Origin of the sequence: Neoaquamicrobium microcysteis (assembly GCF_008180155.1) — a bacterium.
GTDB lineage: Bacteria > Pseudomonadota > Alphaproteobacteria > Rhizobiales > Rhizobiaceae > Aerobium > Aerobium microcysteis.
In genome coordinates this window covers 139,620-162,822 of the sequence record NZ_VSZS01000064.1, presented here as the reverse complement: position 1 = coordinate 162,822, position 23,203 = coordinate 139,620, and the positions used below count along the sequence as shown (strand labels likewise).

Annotated in this window: 24 protein-coding genes; 9 read left to right on the top strand and 15 right to left on the bottom strand. The window is 65.2% G+C overall.

What is annotated here, in order from left to right; translation table 11 throughout:
• The 7 genes from FY036_RS14455 to FY036_RS14425 form a co-directional block, all read right to left on the bottom strand.
• On the bottom strand, positions 1-2,565 hold the full coding sequence (locus FY036_RS14455; RefSeq protein ID WP_148915448.1) for a sensor histidine kinase: 2,565 nt from the start codon (positions 2,563-2,565) through the stop codon (positions 1-3).
• A gap of 207 nt (positions 2,566-2,772) precedes the next feature.
• Positions 2,773-4,170 carry an adenosylhomocysteinase gene (ahcY, locus tag FY036_RS14450; RefSeq protein WP_148915447.1) on the bottom strand — a complete coding sequence of 466 codons (1,398 nt, stop codon included), beginning with the start codon at positions 4,168-4,170 and terminating at the stop codon, positions 2,773-2,775.
• 155 nt (positions 4,171-4,325) lie between these two features.
• Positions 4,326-4,628 carry an HPr family phosphocarrier protein gene (locus FY036_RS14445; protein WP_148915446.1) on the bottom strand — a complete coding sequence of 101 codons (303 nt, stop codon included), beginning with the start codon at positions 4,626-4,628 and terminating at the stop codon, positions 4,326-4,328.
• On the bottom strand, positions 4,625-5,026 hold the full coding sequence (locus FY036_RS14440) for a PTS sugar transporter subunit IIA (RefSeq protein ID WP_148915617.1): 402 nt from the start codon (positions 5,024-5,026) through the stop codon (positions 4,625-4,627). The genes FY036_RS14445 and FY036_RS14440 overlap by 4 nt, the downstream gene beginning before the upstream one ends.
• A gap of 284 nt (positions 5,027-5,310) precedes the next feature.
• Positions 5,311-5,766 (bottom strand): HPr kinase/phosphorylase, encoded by a 456-nt coding sequence (locus tag FY036_RS14435; protein WP_148915445.1) that lies wholly within the window; start codon positions 5,764-5,766, stop codon positions 5,311-5,313.
• A gap of 8 nt (positions 5,767-5,774) precedes the next feature.
• Positions 5,775-7,565, bottom strand: a complete 1,791-nt coding sequence (locus tag FY036_RS14430; protein ID WP_148915444.1) for a sensor histidine kinase — start codon at positions 7,563-7,565, stop codon at positions 5,775-5,777.
• Between the two features lie 26 nt (positions 7,566-7,591).
• On the bottom strand, positions 7,592-8,293 hold the full coding sequence (locus FY036_RS14425) for a response regulator transcription factor (protein WP_148915443.1): 702 nt from the start codon (positions 8,291-8,293) through the stop codon (positions 7,592-7,594).
• Positions 8,294-8,642: 349 nt separating this feature from the next.
• On the opposite strand from FY036_RS14425, the gene FY036_RS14420 reads away from it, so the two are divergent.
• The 6 genes from FY036_RS14420 to FY036_RS14395 all read left to right on the top strand — a co-directional run bounded on the left by FY036_RS14420 (position 8,643) and on the right by FY036_RS14395 (position 15,696).
• Positions 8,643-10,253, top strand: a complete 1,611-nt coding sequence (locus FY036_RS14420; protein WP_148915442.1) for a phosphoenolpyruvate carboxykinase — start codon at positions 8,643-8,645, stop codon at positions 10,251-10,253.
• 266 nt (positions 10,254-10,519) lie between these two features.
• Entirely contained in the window at positions 10,520-12,757 is a 2,238-nt protein-coding gene (locus FY036_RS24245) for a methyl-accepting chemotaxis protein (protein WP_328593106.1), read from the top strand.
• A 71-nt stretch (positions 12,758-12,828) separates the two neighbouring features.
• Positions 12,829-13,266 carry an alternative ribosome rescue aminoacyl-tRNA hydrolase ArfB gene (gene arfB, locus FY036_RS14410; RefSeq protein ID WP_148915441.1) on the top strand — a complete coding sequence of 146 codons (438 nt, stop codon included), beginning with the start codon at positions 12,829-12,831 and terminating at the stop codon, positions 13,264-13,266.
• Between the two features lie 100 nt (positions 13,267-13,366).
• The gene (gene lysM / locus FY036_RS14405; protein WP_148915440.1) at positions 13,367-13,831 is read left to right on the top strand and encodes a peptidoglycan-binding protein LysM; all 465 of its coding nucleotides are present in this window, start codon (positions 13,367-13,369) and stop codon (positions 13,829-13,831) included.
• 57 nt (positions 13,832-13,888) lie between these two features.
• Complete coding sequence (locus tag FY036_RS14400) at positions 13,889-14,521, top strand: alpha-ketoglutarate-dependent dioxygenase AlkB family protein (protein WP_235897677.1); 633 nt, start codon at positions 13,889-13,891, stop codon at positions 14,519-14,521.
• A gap of 62 nt (positions 14,522-14,583) precedes the next feature.
• On the top strand, positions 14,584-15,696 hold the full coding sequence (locus FY036_RS14395) for a phosphatase PAP2 family protein (RefSeq protein ID WP_148915439.1): 1,113 nt from the start codon (positions 14,584-14,586) through the stop codon (positions 15,694-15,696).
• On the opposite strand, the gene coaA is transcribed toward FY036_RS14395, so the two are convergent.
• Genes coaA through hisB form a run of 8 tightly spaced genes read right to left on the bottom strand, consistent with a single transcriptional unit; the run spans position 15,683 to position 20,595 of the window.
• Complete coding sequence (gene coaA / locus FY036_RS14390) at positions 15,683-16,645, bottom strand: type I pantothenate kinase (RefSeq protein ID WP_148915438.1); 963 nt, start codon at positions 16,643-16,645, stop codon at positions 15,683-15,685. The two genes, FY036_RS14395 and coaA, sit on opposite strands and share 14 nt — an antisense overlap.
• A gap of 26 nt (positions 16,646-16,671) precedes the next feature.
• Positions 16,672-16,995 carry a phosphoribosyl-ATP diphosphatase gene (locus FY036_RS14385; RefSeq protein WP_148915437.1) on the bottom strand — a complete coding sequence of 108 codons (324 nt, stop codon included), beginning with the start codon at positions 16,993-16,995 and terminating at the stop codon, positions 16,672-16,674.
• 19 nt (positions 16,996-17,014) lie between these two features.
• A complete protein-coding gene (gene hisF, locus FY036_RS14380; protein WP_148915436.1) occupies positions 17,015-17,797 on the bottom strand; it encodes an imidazole glycerol phosphate synthase subunit HisF in 783 nt (260 codons plus the stop codon).
• Positions 17,794-18,531 (bottom strand): 1-(5-phosphoribosyl)-5-[(5-phosphoribosylamino)methylideneamino]imidazole-4-carboxamide isomerase, encoded by a 738-nt coding sequence (gene hisA, locus FY036_RS14375; RefSeq protein ID WP_148915435.1) that lies wholly within the window; start codon positions 18,529-18,531, stop codon positions 17,794-17,796. The genes hisF and hisA overlap by 4 nt, the downstream gene beginning before the upstream one ends.
• Positions 18,532-18,535: 4 nt before the next feature.
• A complete protein-coding gene (locus FY036_RS14370; RefSeq protein WP_148915434.1) occupies positions 18,536-18,826 on the bottom strand; it encodes a DUF1330 domain-containing protein in 291 nt (96 codons plus the stop codon).
• Between the two features lie 10 nt (positions 18,827-18,836).
• A complete protein-coding gene (gene hisH / locus FY036_RS14365) occupies positions 18,837-19,487 on the bottom strand; it encodes an imidazole glycerol phosphate synthase subunit HisH (RefSeq protein WP_148915433.1) in 651 nt (216 codons plus the stop codon).
• A gap of 1 nt (position 19,488) precedes the next feature.
• Positions 19,489-19,983, bottom strand: a complete 495-nt coding sequence (locus FY036_RS14360; protein WP_148915432.1) for a DUF2628 domain-containing protein — start codon at positions 19,981-19,983, stop codon at positions 19,489-19,491.
• 6 nt (positions 19,984-19,989) lie between these two features.
• The gene (hisB, locus tag FY036_RS14355; RefSeq protein WP_148915431.1) at positions 19,990-20,595 is read right to left on the bottom strand and encodes an imidazoleglycerol-phosphate dehydratase HisB; all 606 of its coding nucleotides are present in this window, start codon (positions 20,593-20,595) and stop codon (positions 19,990-19,992) included.
• Positions 20,596-20,759: 164 nt separating this feature from the next.
• On the opposite strand from hisB, the gene hslV reads away from it, so the two are divergent.
• Genes hslV through hslU form a run of 3 tightly spaced genes read left to right on the top strand, consistent with a single transcriptional unit; the run spans position 20,760 to position 23,123 of the window.
• Positions 20,760-21,308 carry an ATP-dependent protease subunit HslV gene (gene hslV, locus FY036_RS14350; RefSeq protein ID WP_148915430.1) on the top strand — a complete coding sequence of 183 codons (549 nt, stop codon included), beginning with the start codon at positions 20,760-20,762 and terminating at the stop codon, positions 21,306-21,308.
• Positions 21,298-21,810, top strand: coding sequence for a GNAT family N-acetyltransferase (locus FY036_RS14345; RefSeq protein ID WP_148915429.1), 513 nt, complete (start codon positions 21,298-21,300; stop codon positions 21,808-21,810). The genes hslV and FY036_RS14345 overlap by 11 nt, the downstream gene beginning before the upstream one ends.
• Before the next feature lie 5 nt (positions 21,811-21,815).
• Positions 21,816-23,123 (top strand): ATP-dependent protease ATPase subunit HslU, encoded by a 1,308-nt coding sequence (gene hslU / locus FY036_RS14340; RefSeq protein ID WP_148915428.1) that lies wholly within the window; start codon positions 21,816-21,818, stop codon positions 23,121-23,123.
• The last annotated feature ends 80 nt before the right edge of the window (positions 23,124-23,203 follow it).

Here is a 23,203-nt window from a genome sequence, read left to right as displayed (position 1 = left end):
CTATTCCGCCGCCGCCCTGAACCCTTCGGGAGCCATCGGGAAACGGCAGATCACCGTCGTGCCGCGTCCTTCGCCGGTGTCGATCTCGATCGACCCGTCATGCAGTTCCACGAAGCTCTTGACGATGGAAAGGCCGAGGCCCGCGCCGCGCCGGCGACCGCCATTGGCATGGGGCTCGAAGCGCCGAAAAATGCCGTCGAGCACGTCGGGCGCAATGCCCGGCCCGTCATCATGCACGGCGAAGGCCACGCCGCCGGGATCGCGGAAGCAGGAGAGTCGAATGGCGGAGCCCTCGGGCGCGAAATTGGCCGCGTTGCTGAGCAGGTTGAACAGGATCTGGCGGATGCGGTTCTCGTCGGCGTGGAAGGAGGCCGGCGCTTGGGCCAGCTCGATCTCCAGCCTGATGTCGTGCTCGCGCAGACGTTCGGCCACGAGGTCGGCCGCCGACTTCACCGCCTGCTCGATCATGACCTCGCCGATGTCGAGCTCCATGATGCCCGCATCGACGGTGGCAAGGTCGAGAATGTCGTCGACGATGGTTTCGAGCTCGAAGGACGACGAGGCGATGTGATCGACATAGTCGCGCTGGCGCTCGTTGAGCGGCCCGGCCGCATCCTGCGCCAGAAGCTGGGCGAAACCGCTGATTGTGGTCAGCGGCGAGCGCAGCTCGTAGGAGACGTGTCGCACGAAATCGTTCTTCAGCTGGTCGGCGCGCTCCAGCGCCTCGTTCTTGTCCTTCAGCATGCGCTCGACGTTGACGCTGTCGGTCACGTCGATGAAGGTGGTCATCACCTGGCCGTTGGGCAGGTGGATGACGGCGTAGCGAAGGATGTTGCCGTCGGAAAGCTCGACCTGGCCGTGGCCGTCGCTGCGTTCCTCGTCGAAGCCGGTGACGGAGGCGGCGAACTCGCCCCATGGACTCGCCTTGGCCAGCGTCTGGCAGGCGGCCTTGATGACGGAGATATGCGTGCCGGCTTTGACCAGCCCCTCGGGCAGGCCCCAAAGCGTGGAAAAGGCGGGGTTGGAAAGGCGCACCCGCCCGTCGGGCCCGAACACGGCGACGCCCTCGGCCAGATTGTCGAGCGTCACGCCCTGCACCCGCACGACGGTGTTGTAGCGGCTTTCGAGATTGATCTTCTCGGTCAGGTTCTCGAACACCCAGGTCACGCCGCCCTTGGGCTGCGGGTTGGCGACGACGCGCAGCGTCTGGCCGTCGGGAAGGTGCCACAGATGCTCCTGCGGCTCGACCGCACGGTAGGCGCCCAGAAGGTTCTCCTTCCATCGCCGCCATTCCGGCTGCTCGGCCAGCTTGCCGTCGCTGCGCAGCCTGTCGAGCAGCAGCGTGTTGTCGGGCGCGCTGGTGAGGAAGCCGATATCGAGCTCCCAGAGCTTCTGGAACGCCTGGTTGAAGAAGCGCAGCTTCTGGTCGGTATCGAAGATGGCGACCGCGGTGTTGAGCTGGTCGAGCGTATCGGCGTGGCTGCGCACCGTGCGCTCGTGCTCCTCGCGGATGGTCTCCATGTCGCTGGTGTCGTGCGCCAGACCTGCCGAGCTTTCCCTGCCGACGACATCGGTGACGGCAAAGATACGACGGTCGCCGCCGATGACGGTGGAGAGGCTCTGCTGGAAGACCGGCGCGGAGAGATGATCGCGGGCGATCTGCTCGCGCGCCGCGGTGCCGAGAAATTCGCGGTTCTCGCTCATCGCGACCGTGGCGCTCGGCGCCTCGACGGCTCTCGCATAGGCCGCGTTGACCCAGCTCAGGCGGCCATCGTCGCCGCGCAGCCAGGCGGGCATGGGGAGTGCGTCGAGAAGGTGGCGCAGCGTGTCATGCTCGTTGCGAAGCTGCTGGTGCTCGACGCGCAGCTCGGCGTGCTCGCGCCGTGCGTCCGAGAGCGAGAAGAACCTTACCGCGACGTGGCCGGTAGCGATGCGCCCCTGCACCTCGAGGAACACGCCCTTGCTGGTCTCGGCCACGAGATCGAAGGACTGGCCGCCTTCGCGCAACGCGGCGATGGCGCGCTCCAGACGCGAGGCGCTGCGCGGAGCCAGCCAGCGGCCGAAGGCGAGGAAGGTGGCCCGATCCTCGGGCGCGTCGGCACCGGCGAGCGAACCCACCAGCTCGGGTTTCTTCTCGTCGCCGAACCAGACGAGGATGCGCTGGTCCTTCAGGTTGAGCAAAGCTTCGGAACGCTGCAGGGTGTTGCCGATCTCGGCGATGCGCTCACGCAGGCGCACGTTCTCGGCGGCCGTGCGCGTGCGTTCGCGGATAAGCAGAATGGCCGAGATCATCGCGGCGCCGGTGATGCCGGCGAACAGCGCCAGCTGGATGACCTCCATGGCGCCCACGGAGATGCGCCCGCCGAGCGGCGACCCGTCCGACGACTGGGCCAGTGCGGTGGCAGGCATTGCCGCCAGCGTCAGGGCCGCGGCAACGCCGCCGCGTGCACGGGCCGCGAGTGCGCGAACAGTGCCGCGCCGCGGCAACGGCGCAAAGCCCGGCATCGAATCCTTCCGGCTGCCGGTGCCGGATTTCCCCGCATCCAGTGGGTGCACCCCTGGCATGTGCAAATGTCCTCTCCGCCGCATGAGCGCCATAACCGCCCAGAAAGGTCGCGCCCCTTCCAGTTTCCCCTCACCGGAGACGGAGGCGTTACGAATCACACCACTGTACCGTGCGAGCGAATCGCCGTGAAGGTGAGCCGGACGCAAAAAAGGCCGGACGAAAGTCAATCGTCCGGCCTCAATATGTTGTGTCGAATGGTTAATAAATCAGTAGCGGTAGTGTTCCGGCTTGAACGGACCCTGCTGAGTCACGCCGATATAGGCGGCCTGCTCGGTCGAAAGCTCGGTGAGCTTGGCGCCGACCTTGTCGAGATGCAGGCGCGCGACCTTCTCGTCGAGGTGCTTGGGCAGAACGTAGACCTCGTTCTTGTACTGCTCGCCCTTCGTCCAGAGCTCGATCTGCGCCAGCACCTGATTGGTGAAGGAAGCCGACATGACGAAGCTGGGGTGGCCGGTCGCGTTGCCGAGATTGAGCAGGCGGCCTTCCGACAGAAGGATGATGCGGTTGCCGCCGGGGAACTCCACGAGGTCGACCTGCGGCTTGACGTTGGTCCATTTCAGGTTGCGCAGCGCCTCGACCTGGATCTCGTTGTCGAAGTGACCGATGTTGCCGACGATCGCCATGTCCTTCATCTTGCGCATGTGCTCGATGGTGATGACGTCCTTGTTGCCGGTCGTCGTAATCACGATGTCGGCGGAAGCGGCCGCGTCGTCGAGCGTGACGACCTCATAGCCGTCCATGGCAGCCTGCAGCGCGCAGATCGGATCGACCTCGGTGACCTTGACGCGCGCACCCGCGCCGCGCAGCGATGCCGACGAACCCTTGCCCACATCGCCATAGCCGCAGACGACGGCGACCTTGCCGGCCATCATGGTGTCGGTGGCGCGGCGGATGCCATCGACCAGCGATTCCTTGCAGCCGTACTTGTTGTCGAACTTCGACTTGGTGACGCTGTCGTTGACGTTGATGGCGGGGAAGGGCAGCAGGCCCTTCTTCTGGAGCTGGTAGAGGCGGTTGACGCCCGTCGTCGTCTCCTCCGTCACGCCCTTGATCGCTTCGCGCTGCTTGGTGAAGAAGCCGGGCGAGGCCTGCATGCGCTTCTTGATCTGGGCGAAGAGGATTTCCTCTTCCTCGTTGCCCGGCTTGGAAAGCACGTCCTCTCCGGCCTCGGCGCGCGCGCCGATGAGGATATACATGGTGGCGTCGCCGCCGTCGTCGAGGATCATGTTGGTCAGGCCGCCATCGGCCCACTGGAAGATCCGGTCGGTGTATTCCCAGTATTCCGTCAGGGTCTCGCCCTTCACGGCGAAGACCGGCGTACCGGCGGCCGCAATGGCGGCTGCGGCGTGGTCCTGGGTTGAAAAGATGTTGCACGAGGCCCAACGAACCTCCGCACCCAGCGCCTGCAGCGTCTCGATGAGAACCGCTGTCTGGATGGTCATGTGCAGCGAGCCGGTGATGCGCGCACCCTTGAGCGGCTTGCTCGCGCCGAACTCCTCTCGGCTGGCCATCAGGCCGGGCATTTCGGTTTCGGCGATCTCGATCTCCTTGCGACCCCAGTCGGCAAGCGAGATGTCTGCAACGATGTAATCCTGGCCACTCATGGCGTTCGCTCCAAATCCCTTGAAATCATGGCGCGCGCCGCCCTGTATACACAGCGCGCATATTTGGTCCGCCGACTAGCAGAAAACCGGCATTTCGGCAATGGCATATAAAGAAATCTTTATTCGTACATATGGAGGAAGCGGACGACCGGCCTTCAGCATTCCTCGCCGAAACGCTCTGCGACCAGCTCTTCAAGCGCCTGCATGACGGCGGCCGCCTGCGGGCCGCGGGCCGTGACGGTGATGCCGCAGCCGGGACTGGCAGCCAGCATCATAAGGCCCATGATGGAGGTGCCGCCCACCTTGACGCCATCCTTCTCGACCTCGACCTGTGCGTCGTAGCCGCCGACGAGCTGGACGAACTTGGCCGAGGCGCGCGCATGCAGGCCACGCTTGTTGACGATCGTCAGCTCGCGCCTGATCGTGCCGTCCGCCCCGGCGTCCGCTGGCTGGGTCATTTACCGCTCAGAAGCTGACTTGCGACGTTGATGTATTTGCGCCCCGCCATCTGCGCTTCCTCCAGCGCGGCCGTCATGTCGTCGGTGGCGCGGACGCTGCTGAGCTTGATGAGCATCGGCAGGTTGACGCCCGCGATCACCTCGACCCTGCCGGGGCTCATGACAGAGATGGCGAGGTTGGAAGGCGTGCCGCCGAACATGTCGGTGAGAATGATAACGCCGGCGCCCGTGTCGGCGCGGTCGACCGCATCGACGATGTCGGTGCGGCGCTGCTCCATGTCGTCGTCGGCGCCGATGGGCACGGTCTCGAAATTCTGCTGCGGCCCCACCACATGCTCGACGGCGTGGCGGAACTCGACGGCCAACTGGCCATGTGTCACGAGCACAAGGCCGATCATGCGGCAAACCGCGCCGCGGCAGACGGTTTCGACGGGTCCACGCTGCACGCGCGGCGACCCCCGGCACTGTCAGAACTGGTCAACACCCACTCCCGTCACACGCGTTCGGCACGAGCATCCTGCGATTCGCGCGACCCGCCTCCGTTCCCAGACCCTGCTGCCGGCAGACCCGGCTCATGGAGCCCGGACGACAAGGAGCGCTATCTTGTCAGCGGTTTGGCCTTTGACAAGCCCAAAATTGCCACGAAGGAAGCCAAATTGCCGCAGTTCGGCGAAGATTCGGCTCAACAGCGCCCACCCGCCGGCGAAAGGCCGAGCCAGGCGAAGACGGCGCGCGCGGACGCAGGCGCGTCGCCGTGCGGAAGGTCGAGGCGCGGCAGGGGAATGCCGAGGATCGTCTCGATCGCGTCCTCACGGTGCCGCGGCGCCTCGGCCGGATCGACCAGCGCGACGACCCGGTCGATCACGGCTTGCTTCTCGAAGGCGATCGACGCAGGTCCGTAACCGCGCACCTCGATCATGCCGGCAATGGTCTGCGGCGCTTCGGCGACGAGACGGTCGCCCCTGATGTCGAGCCAGATTTGATCGTCTGCAACCAGCGCCGCAAATATCCCGCGCGCATGGAGGATTCCGAGCATGTGGAGCGCCAGCATCGACTTGCCCGCGCCCGAGCGGCCGACGACGAGCAGGCCGGTCGCGCCCACCACCAGCGCGGTCGCGTGAACATTGGTGCGCGTCATTCCCGGGTCTAGCTCTCGGCCGGTAGGGTCATGACGAAGCGGGCGCCCTTGAACTCGCCAGGCTTGGCGCCGGGGATGTTCTCGGCGGTCAGCCGGCCGCCATGGGCTTCGACGATCTGGCGACTGATCGACAGGCCGAGGCCCGAATTCTGGCCGAATGCCTCGCCGGAAGGCCGGTCGGTGTAGAACCGCTCGAAGATGCGCTCGATATTGTCGACGCGGATGCCGGGGCCGTTGTCGTCCACGGTGACGACGACGTGGCGGGGCGTGCGAGACAGCGTGATGAGCAGGCGCCCGCCCTCCTCCGGCACGAAGGAGCGGGCGTTCTCGATGAGGTTGGTGATGACCTGCCCGAGGCGAAGGTCGTGGCCGGACACGAAGAACTCGCGCGCCGCCTGCCCCTTCTTGCCCGTGCGCACCTCGATCTCCACCGCCTTCTTGTGGCGGCCGGCATCCTTCGATGCGTCTGCGATCTCGGTCACCAGCGTCAGCAGATCGACCTGCTGCGCGTCGTCGCGCGCCAGCTCGGCATCGAGGCGCGAGGCATCGGATATGTCGGTGATGAGGCGATCGAGGCGGCGCACATCGTGCTGGATCACCTCCAGCAGCCGGGCGCGCGATGTCTCGTTCCTGGCCAATGGCAGGGTTTCGACGGCGCTGCGCAGCGAGGTAAGCGGGTTCTTGAGCTCGTGGCTGACATCGGCCGCGAAGCTCTCGATCGCCTCGATGCGCGCGTAGAGCGAATTGGTCATGTCGCGCAGGGCGACCGAGAGATTGCCGATCTCGTCCTGTCGATCGGAGAAATCGGGTATTTCCTCACGGCTTTTGACGCCGCGCCGCACCCTGACGGCGGCTGCGGCCAGACGGCGCAGCGGATTGGCGATGGTGGACGCCAGAAGCATGGACAGGATGGCGTTGACGACGGCGGCCACTGCAAAGACGCGCAGGATGGCGCGCTGCTCGGCCGCCACGATCTTGTCGATGTCGCCGCCCTGCGTCGACAGCATCAGCACGCCCAGCACGGCGCGGAAGCGCTGGACCGGTACCGCCACCGAGACGATCTGCTCGCCCTGCTCGCTACGCCGCACGATGAAGGAGGGGCTGCCCTGCAGCGCGCTCATCACCTCGGGAAAGGCGGTGCCGCTGCCGCCCGGCTGCTCGCGATAGACCGGCAGGTCGGAGCGGTTGAACAGACCGAACACGAAGCGCTCCACCCGCTTGAGGAGGCCGGGCTCCTCCTCGGCCACCGGCGGCAGGCCGTAGCGCAGTATCTGGCCGCGCGAATAGAGAGCGCGCGAATCCAGCAGCAGGTTGGCGTCACGGTCGAAGATGCGCGCGCGCGTGAGCGTCGGCGAAATCAGCCGTCGCAGCACGGGGGCGACGCGCTCCGGATTGATCGGGAAGTCGAGGCTTTCAAGCTGGCCGGTGCCGGGCGGAAGGCTCTCGCCGGCCTGCAGCTCGAGTAGCTTTTCCGGGTCGATGGTGATCGAGTCGGTCTCGACCGTTGCCGACGCGGCTATCGCGCCGGCGATGATCTCGCCCTGTATCATCAGGCTCTCGATGCGAGCCTGCACCAGCCCGTCGCGGAACTGGTTGATGTAGAGGATGCCGATCACCATCACGCCGAGCGCGGCGAGATTGAGAACCAGGATGCGGCGCGTGAGGCTGGAAAACACGTAGTGGCCGAGAATGCGGCGGAACGGCACGACGATGCGGCGGCTCCACGGGCGGGGGCCGCGCCGCGCCTCGGCCTTCGCCTCGGCGGCCTGCGTCTCGTAGGTCTCGAACTCTGCCGACATTCAGCCCTGCATTGCGCCCGCAGGCCTCATGCCTCGCGGAAGCGGTAGCCTACTCCATAAAGCGTTTCGATCATGTCGAAATCGTCATCGACCGCCTTGAACTTCTTGCGCAGCCGCTTGATGTGGCTGTCGATGGTGCGGTCGTCGACGTAGACCTGCTCATCATAGGCCGAATCCATCAGCGCGTCACGGCTCTTGACCACGCCTGGGCGCTGGGCCAGCGAATGCAGGATGAGGAACTCGGTGACCGTCAACGTCACCGGCTCGCCGCGCCAGGTGCAGGTGTGCCGCTCCTGATCCATCACGAGCTGGCCGCGCTCGAGCGACCGTGCCTGCTGGCTGGGCGCCTTGACGCCGGCTTCGCGGGCATTGGCGCGGCGCAGGACGGCGCGTACGCGCTCGACCAGAAGGCGCTGCGAGAACGGTTTGCGGATGAAATCGTCGGCCCCCATCTTGAGGCCGAACAGCTCGTCGATCTCGTCGTCCTTGGAGGTGAGGAAGATGACGGGCATGTCGCTCTTCTGGCGCAGCCGGCGCAGCAGCTCCATCCCGTCCATGCGCGGCATCTTGATGTCGAAGATGGCGAGGTTCGGCGGGCGGGCGGCAAGGCCCTCGAGCGCGGAAGCGCCGTCGGTATAGGTCTCCACCCGATAGCCCTCGGACTCCAGCGCGATCGAAACGGACGTGAGAATATTCCGGTCGTCATCGACTAGCGCGATCGTTGCCATATCAAGCGGCTCCCTCATGAGCGGGTCCCTTCCTGCATAAAGAAAGGGCTGTAGACGGACAAATTGGGTACAAATTGTGGCGCAGAGCCGGGGCCAAGATCAACCCGGCAAATCGATGCGGGCCTGCCCGTCGACCCGGCAATTGCTGCCCAATATGTGGCCAACCCGCCGAGATTTAAACACTTACAAACGATTTAAACTGGAACTGGATTCTTTAAATCGATTAATGATTTGAAATCAATAAGCTTTTCTGTTTCTGAACCAGACGACCTTCAGTGAGGCCGGCCCCATTCCGCCCAAGCCCACGAGCGAAGCGTTGCAAGTTCGGCTCCGGTATTTGGTGGTGAGGATGACAGAAATCGGCCTGCGCAATCCCGGCAACGGGATCGAAACCTGCGGTCTGAAGACGACGGGCACGGTCCATTACAATCTCGGCCCGGCCGAACTCGCCGAGCACGCGATCGCGCGCGGCGAGGCGAAGCTGACGGCCCATGGCGCACTCGTCGCCTATACGGGCCAGCACACCGGCCGCTCGCCCAAGGACAAGTTCGTGGTGCGCGACGCGTCCACCGAGGACCACGTCTGGTGGGACAACAACAAGCCGATGTCGCCGGAGCATTTCCAGACGCTCTACGACGACATGATAGCGCATGCGGCCGGGCTGGACCTCTATGTGCAGGACCTGATCGGCGGCGCCGACGAGCGCAACAGCCTGCCGACGCGCGTGGTGACGGAATATGCCTGGCACTCCAAGTTCATCCGCAACCTGCTGATCCGGCCGGATCGCGCGGCACTCGCCTCGTTTGCGCCGAAGATGACGATCATCGACCTGCCGTCCTTCCGCGCCGACCCCACGCGCCACGGATGCCGCACCGAGACCGTCATCGCCATCGACTTCTCGCGGATGCTGGTGCTCATCGGCGGCACCTCCTATGCGGGCGAGATGAAGAAATCGGTCTTCACCGCGCTCAACTACCTGCTTCCGGCCAGCGAAGTCATGCCGATGCACTGCTCCGCCAATGTCGGCCCGCAGGGCGACGCGGCCGTCTTCTTCGGCCTGTCGGGCACCGGCAAGACCACGCTGTCGGCCGACCCGAAGCGCACGCTCATCGGCGACGACGAGCATGGCTGGGGCGAAGACGGCATCTTCAATTTCGAGGGCGGCTGCTACGCCAAGACGATCAAGCTGTCGGCCGAGGCGGAGCCCGAAATCTTCGCGACCACGCGCCGCTTCGGCACCGTGCTCGAGAACGTCGTGCTGGACGAGAACCGCATTCCCGATTTCGACGACGGCTCGCTCACGGAAAACACCCGCTGCGCCTATCCGCTGGACTTCATCCCCAACGCCAGCGCGAGCGGGCAGGCCGGGCACCCGAAGAACATCATCATGCTGACGGCCGACGCCTTCGGCGTGCTGCCGCCCATCGCCCGGCTGACGCCGGCGCAGGCGATGTACCATTTCCTTTCCGGCTACACCGCCAAGGTTGCCGGCACGGAGAAGGGCGTCACCGAACCGGAAGCGACGTTCTCCACCTGCTTCGGCGCGCCATTCATGCCGCGTCACCCTTCAGAATACGGCAACCTGCTGCGCGAGCTGATCGCGCGCCACGGGGTGAACTGCTGGCTGGTGAACACCGGCTGGACCGGCGGCGCCTACGGCATCGGCCACCGCATGCCGATCAGGGCGACGCGGGCGCTGCTGTCGGCCGCACTCGACGGCTCGCTGAATGATGCCCAGTTTCGCACCGACGCCAATTTCGGCTTCGAGGTTCCCGTCGCCGTGCCGGGCGTGGACAGCGCCATTCTCGACCCGCGCTCCACCTGGGCCGACATTGGGGCCTATGATCGGCAGGCCCGCCGGCTGGTCGGCATGTTCGTCGACAATTTCGGGAAGTTCGAGGCGCATGTGGACGCCAGCACGCTCAGTGCAGCACCGCGTTACCAGGAAGCGGCGGAGTAGGCACGCCGCGCTCGTTGTCTTCCAGAGGCCCGGCCGAAAGCCGGGCCTTTGCTTTTAAACGTCGCAGAAGCGGTAACGCGGTCTGCCGTTCACGCGGATTTAATGAAATCCGTTTCTTGTGATCGCGGGGGTCCGGGCGAAACGTCCGGGCAGACATGACGTCGAGCCTCTGCCGCGTTCGGCATGTCACCAGCATTCTTCCATCCTGAAGAAATCGCCGTCCGCTTCCCCGGTGAAGACGGACGCGAAGCCCCCAAGGTTCGACAATGAAGCTTCCCGCCTTTCGCATCTCCCACCGCATCGCGCTGATCGCCCTGGTGGGCGTCGTCGGCGTCGTCGCGGTTTCGGGACTTTTCCTGCATGAGCGCAATGTGATGCGCGCGCAGGACCAGCTTCAGGCCGAGGCGCAGATCGCCGGAGACGTGACGAACACGCTGGAGAATCAGCTTTTCCGGCTGCGGACCATCGAGAAGGACTTCTTTCTCAACAAGGGAGAAAGCCTGATCGAGGCGCATGCCGCGCTCGGCGGCGAGGTGGAGCAGACGCTGGAGACGCTGGAGGTGATCGTCGCGCGCAACCAGCATCGCGACATTCCCGAGGAAGGCGCGCTGACCTCCGGATTCCAGCGCTACATGCAAGCCTTCGGCAGATCGGTGGACGCGAGCCGGAGGCTCGGCCTGAACCCGCAATCGGGCCTGCAGCAGGACATGCGCACGGCCAACGACACGCTCGCCAGGCAGCTTTCAACGATTCCTTATCCGCCGCTCCGCGTCGATGCCGCCGCCATATTCTCGGCCGAGAAGGATTTCGTGCTGAGCCCGACGGACGCAAACCACGCCAATGTCGCAGCCGCGATCGAAACCCTGCGCAAGAAGCCGCGCGGCGTCTTCGGTACCTCCGATATGTATGGCGGCGTGATGGCGACGCTCGATGCCTACCAGGGAACGTTCGAGGACTTCGCCTCGACCACCGGGCGCAATGTTCAGCTGCAGACGCGCGTGGCCGCGACCTTCGCCGATCTGGAGCCGGGCTTCGTACGCATCCGCGCAGCCATCGACCGCGTGCAGGCCGAGGTAGCCGCCGCCAAGGCGTCCACGTCGGCGTCGATCGAGCGGATCGTGATGATCTCGGTGGGCGGTATCCTGCTGGCCGTGATCGTTGGTGGATTTCTCGTCTGGCGCTCTGTCGCGCTGCCGATCTCGCGCACCGCGGGATCGATGCGGGAACTGGCTTCCGGACGGCTCGACGTGGAGGTGCCTGGGCTCGGACGCCGCGACGAGATCGGCGAGATCGCCAGCGCCTTCGATGCGTTTCGCGAGAACACCGTCCGAAAGGTCAACGAGGAGCGCGACGCCGAGGACGCCCGCCAGCGGCAGGCGCACGAGCGCGAGGAGCGCGAACGCGCCGAAAAGGAAATGCACGCCCGCGAGCTGGAGCACGCGGTAGAGATGCTGGCCGGCGCGCTGAGCCGGCTTGCCGACGGCGATGTGGCGCAAAGGCTGGAAGAGCCCTTCACCCAATCGATGGAAAAGCTGCGCGCCGACTTCAACCATTCCGCGGCACGGCTGCAGGCCGCCCTTCAGGCCGTGGGCGAGAATGCCAACGCCATCCATGCCGGCTCCGAGGAAATCCGCAACGCGTCGGACGACCTGTCGAAACGCACGGAACAGCAGGCCGCCTCGGTCGAGCAGACGGCAGCCGCGCTGGAACAGCTGGTGACCACGCTGCAGGATTCCAGCCGCCGCGCCGACGAGGCGGGCGCGCTGGTGGCCCGCACCCGTGCCGGCGCGGAGCGCTCCGGCGTGATCGTGCAGGACGCTGTGGCGGCAATGGACCGCATCGAACAGTCGTCCACGCAGATCGGCACGATCATCGGCGTGATCGACGAGATCGCCTTCCAGATCAGCCTGCTGGCGCTCAATGCCGGCATCGAAGCCGCGCGCGCCGGCGAGGCGGGCCGCGGTTTCGCCGTGGTCGCGCAGGAGGTTCGCGAGCTGGCGCAGCGCGCCGCCAACGCGGCCAAACAGATCAATACCCTCATCAGCGCCTCTGGCGAGCACGTGAAATCCGGCGTGTCGCTCGTGGGCGAGGCAGGCCAGGCGCTGAACACCATCGTGGTCGAGGTCAAGGAAATCAGCGAAAACGTGGTGGCCATTGTGGAGGCGTCGCGCGAGCAGGCGACGGGGCTCAACGAGATCAACATCGCCGTCAGCCGCATCGACCAGGGCACGCAGCAGAACGCGGCGATGGTGGAGGAGTCCACGGCCGCAAGCCACAAGCTGGCAGGCGAGGCCAGCGCGCTCAACGACCTGCTGTCGCAGTTCAAGCTCGGCCGCGAAACGGCCCAGCGCGCCCATCCGGTGCAGCAGCCTGCCGCCGCGCCCGACCGGCCACAGGTTCGTGCGGTAAGCCAGCGCATCGCGACAATGTCGCGTGGCGGGGGTGCAGCCACGGCAGCGGCAGTGGCGGTGGAAACGGCCGAGGACGGCTGGGAGGAATTCTGACGGGCTTTTCGCACGTCCCGCATCGTCCTATGTAGTGCCGGTCCTTTCGGGACTGGAACGGAGGCTGGGGCATGAGCGCGGAGAAGGGGTTGCAGATCGCGCCCGGCGTCGAGGTCGGCGAGGACGAGCTGGAAGAGAACTTCATCCGGTCGTCGGGACCGGGCGGCCAGAACGTCAACAAGGTCGCGACCGCAGTCCAGCTACGCTTCAACGCGGCCAATGCGCAGGGACTGCCCGAGCGCGTGCGCCTGCGCGCTATATCGCTCGCCGGCCAGCGCGCCACGAAGGACGGCGTCATCGTCATCGAGGCGAGCCGCTTCCGCACCCAGGAGCAGAACCGCGCCGATGCGCGCAGCCGCCTTGCCGAGCTGCTGGCGAAGGCCGCCGAACCGCCGCCGAAGCCACGCAAGAAGACAAGGCCCTCCAAGGGGGCGGTCGAGCGGCGGCTTAAGGAAAAGGCGGGCAGATCCGGCATCAAGAAGATGCGCGGCAAGATTTCGTCCGACTGATCTTCGGCAAACGCCGGTCCAACGAATCCCGCTTTCAATTTCGACCTGCCTGCGTCACAGTCCACTGGGGCGATGATCCAATGTTGCAGGGAGACCTTTCATGGGTTTGTTCGATTTTGCGAAGTCCATCGGCAAGAAGCTTGGCATCGGCGGCGACGATGACGAACCCAAGGTCGAAGAGCTGAAGAAGGAGCTCGATTCGCACGGGCTCGGAACCGACAAGGTGCAGATCGAGGTGGTGGGCAACAAGGCCGTGCTCAAAGGCTCGGTCGCAGACCAGGCGACGCTCGAAAAGGCTGTCGTTGCCGTGGGCAACACGCTCGGCGTCGAGAAGGTGGAAACGGCGCTGACGGTTGAAGCCGCCCCCGACAAGGCCGAGAAGGCCCCCGTCTTCTACACCGTGAAGAAGGGCGACAACCTCTGGAAGATCGCCGAGGCGCATTACGGCAAGGGCAAGGGCGCGAAGCACGACGTGATCTTCGAGGCCAACAAGCCGATGCTTAAGCACCCCGACAAGATCTATCCCGGGCAGGTGCTGCGCATTCCGGAACTCGACAAGGCCTGACAAGCGGGCATCCATGAGAACCATTTTCGGCGGCTTCGATGCCGCCGAAATTCTTTTATGACGACGACCATGGCCCATGATCTTCCGCACGGCGTGCGGCACATTCCCGACCATCTCGACCGCGCCGCGCAGGAGGCGCTGGTCGAGGACATCCGCGCCGTGGTGCAGGCAGCCCCGCTGTTCGTGCCGGCGATGCCGCGCACCGGCAAGCCGATGAGCGTGCGCATGACCAATTGCGGCGAGCTCGGTTGGGTAACCGACAAGGACCGCGGCTATCGCTACCAGCCGGAGCATCCGGTGACGGGCGAAAGCTGGCCGCCGATACCCGCTCGCCTGCTCGAGCTGTGGGACGAGGTGGCGCGATATCCAGCGCCGCCGCAGGCATGCCTCGTCAATTTCTACGATTCCACCGCGAAGATGGGCCTCCACCAGGACCGCGACGAGCAGGATTTCGACGCGCCCGTGCTTTCCGTCTCGCTCGGCGACAGCTGCCGCTTCAGGGTGGGCGGAACGACGCGGCAGGGGCCGACGGCTTCGTTCAAGCTGGCGAGCGGCGACCTCGTGGTGCTGGGCGGGGAAGGCCGCCTCGCCTTTCACGGCGTGGACCGCATCTATCCCGGCACGTCGACGCTGCTGAAGAACGGCGGCCGCATCAACCTCACGCTGCGGCGGGTGACCGCGCCCCGCTAGGAGAATGTTGAGATTTTGGCGCTAGCGTCTGCCGATCGGAGACAGCGGCCGGAACGCAGTCCATGACGAAGCTTGCGCGCTGGGGCGCGGCAACATTGGCCGAAACGGCGCGCAACGTGCGCGCGGATGCCGGATTCTATCTGGCGATCCTGCTCTATACGACGCTCGGCCTGCTCCTGCTACAATGGACGGGCGCGGACGACCGGGCGACCTATGGCGTGTATTTTGCCAAATGGGCGGTGGTCTTCGGCCTGTTCTTCCCCTTGGTGGCGCTGATCGCGGACGGCGCAATGGTCGTCCACCGGTTCGACCGCCGCCGAAAGCTGGCGTTCAGCCGCGCCTTTTCGCAAAAGCGCGTCGCCTGGCTGCTGGCCGGTGCGGCGCTGCTGATGGCGTTCGTGCTGTTCCAGGGTACTTTCACCTCGCTGAAGAACGCGATGGTGTACTGGCAGGGCGGCTTCCTGCACGACCGCGTGCAGGCCGACATCGACAAATGGCTGCATTTCGGCGTCGATCCGTGGCGGCTGCTCTTCGCCTTCGGCGAAAACGACCTGACGCGGACCGTCGTAGAGTGGAACTACAACGTGCTGTGGTTCGTGCTTTGCTTCGGCGCGCTTTTCTTCGTCGTCACCTCGCCTCGCGCCATAGAGGTCAGGGGCCGCTATCTCGCCTGCTTCATGCTGGTCTGGATCGTATGCGGCAACATCTTCGCGGTGATGTTCATTTCGGCCGGCCCCGCCTTCTACGGCGCGGTGACGGGAGACGAGGCGCGGTTCGCCGAGCAGCTGGCCTTTCTTGCACAGGGCGCGGCCAACCCCAACTCGGCCGTCGCCTATCAGGACTATCTGTGGTCGCTGCACGAGGCCGGCGCCACCAGCTTCGGCTCGGGCATATCGGCCTTTCCCAGCATCCATGTCGGGCTTGTCGCGCTCAATGCGATCTTCATTGCGGAATATTCGCGCCGGCTTGGCCTGATGGCATGGGCCTATCTTGGCTTCATCGTTGCAAGCTCGGTCTATCTGGCCTGGCACTACGCGATCGACGGCTACGCCTCGATCGTGCTGGTCGCGATCATCCACTACGCGGTGAAGGCTATGGCGCGAAGGGAAAAGGAGGCTGCCGGCACGGTGCCTGCCCCCTCGCCCGCACCCGGCGCGACCCTCACAGCTTCCTGAGCGCCACTTCCTCGACGAGATGATCCGCGCCCTTGCGCAGCACGAGGTCGGCGCGGGGGCGGGTGGGGAGGATGTTTTCCCGCAGGTTCTTCAGGTTGATGTTCGACCAGAGCCCTTCGGCGATGGCGCGCGCGGCCTCTTCCGAGAGCTGCGAATAGCGGTGGAAGAAGGATTCCGGGTTTTTGAACGCGGTCTCGCGCAGCCGCATGAAGCGGTCGATGTACCATTGGTGGATCATGGTTTCGTCGGCGTCGATGTAGATCGAGAAATCGAAGAAGTCCGACACGAAGGGCACGAACTTGCCGTCCGGCGGCAGCTGGCGCGGCTGGAGCACGTTGATGCCCTCGAAGATGAGGATGTCGGGCCGGTCGATGGTGACATAGGCGCCCGGCAGCACGTCGTAGGTCATGTGCGAGTAGAGTGGGGCCTGGACATCGGGCTGTCCGGATTTGATGGCCGAAAGGAACCGCAGCAGCGCGCCGACATCGTAGCTTTCGGGGAAGCCCTTGCGCTCCATCAGGTTCTCGCGGCGCAGCACGTCGTTCGGCAGCAGGAAACCGTCTGTGGTGATGAGATCGACCTTCGGGCTCGACGGCCAGCGCTGCAAAAGCTCCTTCAGCACGCGCGCGGTGGTCGACTTGCCGACGGCCACCGAACCGGCAATGCCGATGATGAAGGGCGTCTTCTTGACCTCGTTGTCGGCATTGAAGAACACGCGGCGCTGCTGGAACAGCAGCTGGCTCGCCTCGACATGGGCCGAGAGCAGCCGCGACAGCGAGAGGTAGATGCGCCGGATTTCATCGAGGTCGACCGGATCGTTGAGCGAGCGCAGCCGCCGCACCTCGTCTTCGGTCAAGGTCAGCGGCGTGTCGGCGCGAAACTCGGCCCATCGCTCGGCCGTGAAGATGCGATAGGGGGAGTATTTCTCGCCGGGTGTGAACTGGTCCATGGGCATCCGTCTCGGTCCCGACAGGGTCAACCGGCGTCGCGCGAGGCTTTTTCGGCGACGCCCGACCGCGCCGTGCGCGCCTCCAGTTCGGCCATCACGTCGTCCAGCTTCACGCCTTCGAGCGCCAGCACGACGAGCCAATGATAAAGAAGGTCGGCACTCTCGGAAACGAGGCCGGCGCGATCGCCCTTCACGGCAGCGATGACGGCCTCGACCGCCTCCTCGCCCATTTTCTGGGCGGCCTTTTCGGTGCCCTTGGCAAACAACCTGGCGGTCCAGGAATCGGCCGCTCCCGACGCCCCGCGCTCGGCCACGATCCGTTCGAGATCGTTCAGCGAAAATCCGGCCAAAGACCTGTCCTCCCGAGCGTCAGGCGGCGTCGAGCCGCACGGCCAAGCCCGCTTTTGCCATGTGGGCCTTGGCCTGTGCAATGGTGTAGGTGCCGAAGTGGAAGATCGATGCGGCAAGCACCGCCGTCGCATGGCCATCGCGGATGCCTTCGACCATGTGATCGAGATTACCGACGCCGCCGGACGCGATGACGGGGGCACGAACTGCATCGGCAATCGCACGGGTGAGCGAGATGTCGTAGCCGGCCTTGGTGCCGTCCCGGTCCATCGAGGTGAGCAGGATTTCGCCGGCTCCACGCCTTACCATCGAGACCGCGAAATCGACCGCGTCGATGCCGGTCGGCTGCCGCCCGCCATGGGTGAAGATTTCCCAACGATCGGCCTCGCCTGAGCCGGAAACCTTCTTGGCGTCGATGGCCACCACGATGCACTGGTTGCCGAACTTGTCGGCGGCTTCGGAGACGAAATCCGGGTTGTTCACCGCAGCCGTGTTGATCGACACCTTGTCGGCGCCCGCCAGCAGAAGCTTGCGGATGTCGGCGACCTGCCGCACGCCGCCCCCCACCGTCAGCGGCATGAAGCACTGCTCGGCCGTGCGCGCCACGATGTCGAAGATGGTCTCGCGGTTGTCGGACGATGCCGTGATGTCGAGGAAGCAGAGCTCGTCTGCGCCTGCGGCGTCATAGGCGCGCGCGGCCTCGACCGGATCGCCCGCGTCGATGAGATCGACGAAATTGACGCCCTTGACCACGCGGCCGTTATGCACGTCGAGGCAGGGAATGACACGGGCCTTGAGGGTCATGCTGCCCTCGCCTTGCCCAAGATTTCCAGCGCCTCGGCCGGATCGATCCTTCCGTCATAAAGCGCGCGGCCGGAGATCGCGCCTTCCAGCTTGCGCGCGTCCGGCATCGTCATGCGAACGATATCGGCGAGCGAGGCGAGGCCTCCCGAGGCGATGACAGGGATAGATACGGCGTCAGCCAGCTCTATGGTTCCCTCCCAGTTGATGCCGGTCAGCACACCGTCACGGTCGATGTCCGTGTAGATGATCGCGGAAACGCCGGCGCCCTCGAACTTCTTTGCCAGTTCGATCGCGCCAAGCGCAGACGCCTCGGCCCAGCCTTCCACGGCAACCTTGCCGCCGCGCGCGTCGATGCCGACCGCGACCTTGCCCGGAAACGCCTTGCAGGCCTGTTTCACCAGTTGGGGATCGCGCACGGCCACAGTGCCGAGGATGACGCGGGCGAGGCCCTTGGCCAGCCACGCCTCGATATGCGCCAGCGTGCGGATGCCGCCTCCGAGCTGCACCGGGTTCTTCGTCGCTTTAAGGATCGCCTCGACGGCATCACCGTTCCGGCTCTCGCCGGCAAATGCGCCATCGAGATCGACCACGTGAAGCCACTCGAACCCCTGCTCCTCGAAGGCGCGCGCCTGTGCGGCCGGGTCCGGGTTGTAGACCGTCGCACTGTCCATTTCGCCCAGCTTCAGGCGAACGCACTGACCCTGCTTGAGGTCGATGGCCGGAAACAGGATCACGGGATCAGACGCCTTCCACGACCGCGAAATGCACCTTCGCGAACTTCTGGCGCAGCGCGAGCGCCGCCTGATATTCCGGCGAATGGTAGCAGTCGAGCGCCTTCTGGTAGCTGTCGAACTCGATCACCACCAGCCGGGAAGCTGCCGGTCCCTCGAACACCTCGCCCTGCCCGCCACGCACGAGAAACTTCGCATCGTATTTGGCAAACGCAGCAGCGTTGGCCGCGATGTATTGCGGGTAGCCCTCGGCATCGGTGATGTCCACCATACCCATCCAGTAGCCCTTCTTGCTCACGGCATCCTCCTCATGGCTTCCATCGCAGGAAATTGGTTATCAACGCCAGACCGAGCTTCTGGCTCTTTTCGGGGTGAAACTGCGTTCCGGCCTTGTTGCCGTGCGCAACGGCGGCCGTGACCGGGCCGCCATAGTCGGCGGTGGCCAGAACGTCGCCCGGCCGCGCCGCGTCCAGATGATAGGAATGCACGAAGTAGGCGTGCAGCCCATCATCCCCCGTCGGGATGCCGGCGAAAAGCGGATGGTCGTGTTTCACGTGAATCGTGTTCCAGCCGATCTGCGGGATCTTCAGCGACGGGTCGGACGGCGTGATCTCCTTCACGTCGCCCTCGATCCAGCCGAAACCCTGAGTGATCGTCTTTTCGAGGCCTCGCGAAGACATGAGCTGCATGCCGACGCAGATGCCGAGGAATGGTCTCCCCTGATTTTCGACCGCGTCCCGGATCGCCTCGACCATGCCTTCCACCGCATGAAGCCCGGCGCTGCAGTCGGCATAGGCGCCGACGCCGGGCAGCACGATGCGGTCGGCCGTGCACACGCGGTTCGGGTCGGCGGTCAGGTCGATCTCGGCAGCGATGCCGCCTTCGCGCGCGGCGCGCTCGAAAGCCTTGGTCGCCGAACGCAGATTGCCGGAGCCGTAGTCGATGATGGCGACGCGCATGTCAGTTCCGTCCTGGATAGCCGAGCATGCCCAGCACCGGGCCCGTCGGCCGCGCAGGGTGTGTCGCCGGCCGGCTCGGAGGCAGTTGCGGCTGCGCTATATCTTCAGCCGGCACGAACTCGTCCGCCAGTTGCGTCTCGAGGCTGGCCGCGAAGCGGATTTCGGCATTGCTGGCATTGTCGGCTTCCACCACGCCCCATTCGCGCCAGCCGCGGCGGCGCAAGGCGGCGATCTTCAGCGACGCAGCTTCAAGCCCGACGAAGAGCGCCAGCAGGACCGAGACGACGGATGCGGCCGCGCCTGCGCCGAACCACGACCCCAGAGCGCCAATGAGCGCGCCGGCGGCAAATACCGCCAGTGCTTCGATCCACAGCCGGTTGAAAAGCAGCCAGACGAGCGGCAGCAGGAAGGCAAGGAAATGGAAGCCGTCGCGAACCAGAACGGCGCGTTCCTCGCCGCCACGACCGGGCGGCTCCATCACCACATAGCTAGCCATTGCCGTTCATCCGTTCAGCGTGCCCTTGGTCGAGGGGATGGCCCCCTTCTGGCGCGGGTCGGGTTCGACGGCACTGCGCAAGGCGCGCGCCACAGCCTTGAAGCACGTCTCGGCGATATGGTGGTTGTTCGCGCCGTAGTGGTTCATGACATGCAGCGTGATGCCGGCGTTCTGCGCCAGCGCCCGGAAGAACTCGCGCACCAGTTCGGTGTCGAAGGTGCCGATCTTGGGCGATGAGAAAGCGACGTTCCAGACGAGGAACGGCCGGCCAGACACATCGACGGCAGCTTTGGTCAGCGTCTCGTCCATGGCAAGGTCGATCGAGGCGTAGCGCGCGATCCCGCGCCGCTCGCCCAGCGCCTTCGCGATGGCCTGGCCTATCGCGATGCCGGTATCTTCCACCGTGTGGTGGTCGTCGATGTGCAGATCGCCCTTGGCCTCGACCTTCATGTCGATGAGCGAATGGCGCGAAAGCTGGTCGAGCATATGGTCGAAGAAGCCGACGCCGGTCGAGATGCTCGACGCGCCCTTGCCGTCGAGATCGACGCTGACCGCGATCTCGGTTTCCTTCGTCTTGCGCGAAACGCTCGCCTTGCGGTCGGTATTCGCCATGCCGTGCGACCTCTTTTGCCTCGAAGCGACAGCCTCTTACCAGCATGGCAAAGCGATTGCCAGCGCGGCGCGATTTGCATTCGCGCCCGGCGCGCATACATAAGCGATCATGCGGCCGGCGCTGCATTTCCCATAGGCCGACCGAAGGCAGTATCGGAGTTGATATGTCGAATGAACTGACCATGCACGCGACGACCATCGTCACGGTGCGCAAGGACAACAAGGTGGTGATCGCCGGCGACGGACAGGTCAGCCTCGGCCAGACCATCATGAAGGGCAACGCACGCAAGGTGCGCCGGCTCGGCAAGGGCAACGTGATCGCCGGCTTCGCCGGGGCGACCGCCGATGCCTTCACGCTTCTGGAGCGGCTCGAAGCCAAGCTCGAACAATATCCCGACCAGCTCACCCGCGCCTGCGTCGAGCTCGCCAAGGACTGGCGCACCGACCGCTACCTGCGCCGGCTCGAGGCCATGATGCTGGTGGCCGACAAAAACGTCACGCTGGCGCTGACGGGCACCGGCGACGTGCTGGAGCCCGAGCACGGCGTCATGGCCATCGGCTCGGGCGGCAATTATGCGCTGGCTGCGGCCCGCGCGCTGATCGACACCGACAAGGACGCCGAGGAGATCGCCCGCAAGGCGATGGAGATCGCGGCCGAGATCTGCGTCTACACCAACGGCAATTTCGTCGTCGAAACGCTGGATGCGGAGTAGCGGCGTGGCGCGCTACACGTTTCGGGCTCTGACGCCGCGCGACCTGCCGATGGTCGCGCGCTGGCTGGAAGAGCCGCACCTGAAGGAATGGTGGGGCGACCCGGTGGAAGCCATCGAGGAAATCGAGGCGGCCATCGACGACATCTCGACCGAGCCGCTGATCGTCGAGCTGGACGGCAAGCCCATCGCCTACCTCCAGAACTACGATCCGCATCTGGAGGACGGCCATCCCTATCAGGACCAGCCGACCGGAACGCTGGGTCTCGACATGTCGATCGGCGATCCCGCGCTCGTCGGCAAGGGCCACGGTTCGGCGATCATCCGGCAGTTTGCGGCGCAGCTTTTCGACGAGGGCGCGCCGCGGCTCATCATCGACCCCGACCCAGCGAACGCCCGCGCGATCCGCGCCTACGAGAAGGCCGGGTTTCGCCCCTTCGACACCAGAACCACACAATATGGTCCGGCCCTGATGATGGCGCTGGACGCCCCCCGAGAGATTTGACCCTGATGACCAATTTTTCCCCCCGCGAGATCGTTTCCGAGCTCGACCGCTACATCATCGGCCAGAAGGACGCCAAGCGCGCCGTGGCCATCGCCCTGCGCAACCGCTGGCGGCGCCAGCAGCTCGAAGGCCAGATGCGCGAGGAGGTGATGCCCAAGAACATCCTGATGATCGGCCCCACCGGTGTCGGCAAGACAGAGATCTCGCGCCGTCTCGCAAAGCTGGCGGGCGCCCCCTTCATCAAAGTGGAGGCAACAAAGTTCACCGAGGTCGGCTATGTCGGCCGCGACGTGGAGCAGATCATTCGCGATCTGGTCGAGGCCGCCATCGGCCTGACGCGCGAAAAGATGCGCGAGGACGTGAAGGCCCGCGCGCATCTCAACGCCGAAGAGCGCGTGCTGGAAGCGCTGGTCGGCAAGAATGCCAGCCCCGCGACGCGCGATTCCTTCCGCAAGAAGCTGCGCGAAGGCAGCATGGACGACAAGGAAATCGAGGTCGAGGTGGCCGACACCGGCTCCGGCGGCATGCCCGGGTTCGAGATACCCGGCATGCCGGGCGGCGTCGGCATGATCAATCTCAGCGAGATGATGCAGAAGGCGATGGGCGGCCAGCGCACCAAGACGCGCAAGACCACGGTCAAGGAATCCTACGACCTGCTCATCAACGATGAGTCCGACAAGCTTCTGGACCAGGACGAGGTTGTGCGCCGCGCGCTGGAATCGACCGAGAACGACGGCATCGTCTTCCTCGACGAGATCGACAAGGTGGCGGCCCGCAGCGACATTTCGGGCGGCCCCTCGCGCGAGGGCGTGCAGCGCGACCTGCTGCCGCTGGTAGAGGGCACTACGGTGGCGACCAAGTACGGGCCGGTGAAGACGGACCACATCCTCTTCATCGCTTCCGGCGCATTCCATGTCGCCAAGCCGTCGGACCTTTTGCCCGAGCTTCAGGGCCGCCTGCCTATCCGCGTCGAACTGCGGGCGCTGGAGAAGGACGATTTCCGCCGCATCCTGACGGAGACGGAGGCCAGCCTCATCAAGCAGTATATCGCGCTGATGGGCACCGAAGGCGTGACGCTGAACTTCACCGACGACGCCATCGACAGCCTTGCCGGCATCGCGGTCGACCTCAATGCCAGCGTCGAGAACATCGGCGCGCGCCGCCTGCAGACGGTGATGGAGCGCGTGCTGGACGACATCTCATTCAACGCCCCCGACAAATCGGGCGCCGAACTGGTCATCGACGCGGACTATGTCGCGAAGTATGTCGGCGACGTTGCGAAAAATACTGACTTGTCGCGCTTCATCCTGTAAGGGAGCGTCCGCGGCGGGAAGCCGTTCAAGTTTTCGAGAGTCATGACGTGAGTTTGAACGCCGCGGCTCTCGACTTGATC